This window comes from Geitlerinema sp. CS-897, assembly GCF_028368005.1.
In the GTDB taxonomy this organism is placed as follows: domain Bacteria; phylum Cyanobacteriota; class Cyanobacteriia; order Cyanobacteriales; family Geitlerinemataceae; genus Baaleninema; species Baaleninema simplex.
Map to the genome: position 1 here is coordinate 1 of NZ_JAQNCQ010000116.1, position 2299 is coordinate 2299.

At 49.1% G+C, this 2299-nt stretch carries 3 protein-coding genes; 2 read left to right on the forward strand and 1 reads right to left on the reverse strand.

Features of this window, described 5'->3' with window-relative positions; genetic code table 11:
• Window positions 1–303: 303 nt before the first annotated feature.
• Window positions 304–1152, reverse strand: coding sequence for a pentapeptide repeat-containing protein (locus POG22_RS07315; protein ID WP_498904477.1), 849 nt, complete (start codon window positions 1150–1152; stop codon window positions 304–306).
• A gap of 655 nt (window positions 1153–1807) precedes the next feature.
• On the opposite strand from POG22_RS07315, the gene POG22_RS07320 reads away from it, so the two are divergent.
• Both POG22_RS07320 and POG22_RS07325 read left to right on the forward strand, forming a co-directional pair.
• Entirely contained in the window at window positions 1808–1984 is a 177-nt protein-coding gene (locus POG22_RS07320; protein WP_498904479.1) for a hypothetical protein, read from the forward strand.
• Window positions 1985–2172: 188 nt separating this feature from the next.
• On the forward strand, window positions 2173–2299 hold a 127-nt coding region (locus POG22_RS07325), incomplete at its 3' end, for a helix-turn-helix domain-containing protein (protein ID WP_498904478.1).

The window sequence follows — 2299 nt, forward strand, 5'->3', positions numbered from 1 at the left end:
CTTCATAATTTTGTCGAGAAATATTATTGTAACTTATAAAGTGGACGAGTTAAGTCAATTCAGATTTATACCTTGAGCAAGACGGCTTCTTGTTCATTTTCCACCCCCAGCTTTTGATAACTTTTTCAGCAAACCCTAGCTTAGAAAATAAATATTTGTTTCCTAGGCTTAAGCGAACTACTCCCTCCCGTCGCTTCACCACCCCCCAAGCCCTCGGCTATGGGCGGAGTATTGCGACGGATCTTGGCAGTATTTCTCAGTACGGGCAACCTCTGGAGACCAACCAGTCTAAATTTTCGCTCGTTAGCGATCGTCGCCGAAGGTTTTGCCGTCGGGCATAATTGCTCGAGTCAAAACGGCGTCGCGAAAATTGGTTTTATAAATTTTCGCACTCATTAAAATGGCTTCGGTGAGAATCGCGCCCGTCAAGTTCGACCAACTCAGTTTAGTTCGGTAAAGACTCGCCCCCGTCAAATCTGCACCTCGGAGCGTCGCCCAACTGAGATTGGCCGCCCGGAGCTGGGATTTCGACAAATCGACGCCTGCTAAATTCGCACCGCTGAGTTTGGCAAAACTCAGATCGGCACGAGCCATTTTCGCTTGGGATAAATTCGCACCGTTCATCACCGATTTCATCAAGTTGGCATCTTCCAAATTGGCTTGAGTGAGAACGGCGATCGAAAGATTCACACTTTCTAGCATCGCACCTTTTAACGAGGCGTTGGTCAGGTTCGAGCGGCTTAAATTGGCTTCCCGTAAAATCGCATCGTTGAAGTTCGTACTACTGAGATCGGCTTCGTTTAAAATTGTTTCGATTAAGGTCGATCGCGCCAGAGAAACACCGCGCAACTTTGCCCCCCGTAAATTCGCTTCGGTGAGTTGAGCGTCGGAGAGATCGGCTTCAAATAATTTGCAAGAAATCAAATTGGCATCTTGCAAGTTGGCCCCGTTAAAACTCGCGCCTTGCAACTGACACTCGCGTAAGTTCACCCCTCGAAGGTTGGCATTTTGAAAATTCACGTAAGCGAGGTTGGACTCTCGTAAGTTCGCCCCTTGTAAGTTCGCTCCCGCTAACATACTGTGGGCAAGGTCGCTCTCTCGAAAATCTCGCTCCCCGGCTTCGTATCGCTGTAGTAGTTCGTCGGCGTTCATCAAGAAAAATGGGTCTGAAACCCCGTCCCTTCGACTTGGCTCAGGGCAAGCCTTCTAGGACGGCTTTACCAGATTTGAAGTAGAATTTAGATGTGTCGAATCGCAAAAACCACGCTTTCGACCACTGTACCTTGACAACTCGGGTTAGAGGGTTCGAGCTAGAAAGGCTTGGCTCGGTAAAAACTCTAAGCACCAAGTAGAACGTCTTTAAAAGACACCGTACCGCAGGGCTTGCGGGATCGGGACTCTGCAAAGGGTTGAAAGTCTGTGGACATGACGTAAGACGGGGACATAGCTGACGCCAGTTGGTGGTGTACGCAGATGTGAGTGAAGCAGAAACTCAGATCGTGAGGTCTGGGAATCTCCGTGCCTTCAGGCCGGAAAGGATGTCAAACTGGTTCGATTCGCTAAATTTCAGTGTAGATGACGTTGACAATCTTCTCCAAACGCGGTCGGTTTTAATTGTCTAACGGGGACTCCCCGCCAGGAGAGGTGATTTCACCTTTTAATACCATCTGCGATCTTTTCGTCGCTGCCAAGTGTTCGATATTCTGACAAAATCGAAACAGAGCGTGATTTCGTTCGCCGAGTTGAAGAAACACAGCGATCGCCTATTCTATACATTCGGGGAGAAGACGGTAAAGTGCCGGATAATTTGCGTAGTCGAATCGTTACGGAAGGAGACGCTCGAACCCCCAACCGTGCGATGTTGCGGGCGGTGGGCTTTGGTGACGAGGATTTTTCTAAACCCATCGTCGGCGTGGCCAACGGGTTCAGCTTAACCGCTAGGAGCCCCGCACTGTACCCGAAGGGTCAGTGTCGGGAGGAATAGCGGGGGCGTCGATGGGGTTCAATGCCCCAACGACGCCCAGACTTCTAATGTATTGGCGCAAAACGTCGGTTTGATTGCGTTCCGTGAGTTCACAATATCTGTCTAAATGCTGCTTTTCAACATCCGAGATCCTAAGGCTTATTTGTTTCGTGGGTAGCAATCACATTTATATATGCTACAATGATGACATGAAACTAGCCTACCAGTACAAGTTATTGCCGACCTACGAGCAACGATGCCGCATGGATAAGTGGCTCGATATGTTGCGCTGTCAGTACAACTACCTGCTGGCAGATCGCTTTGACTGGTGGGAGA

Excerpts from the sequence above, each read along its gene's own strand:
- POG22_RS07315 (WP_498904477.1), bottom strand. The coding sequence starts at position 1,152 with ATGAACGCCGACGAACTACTACAGCGATACGAAGCCGGGGAGCGAGAT.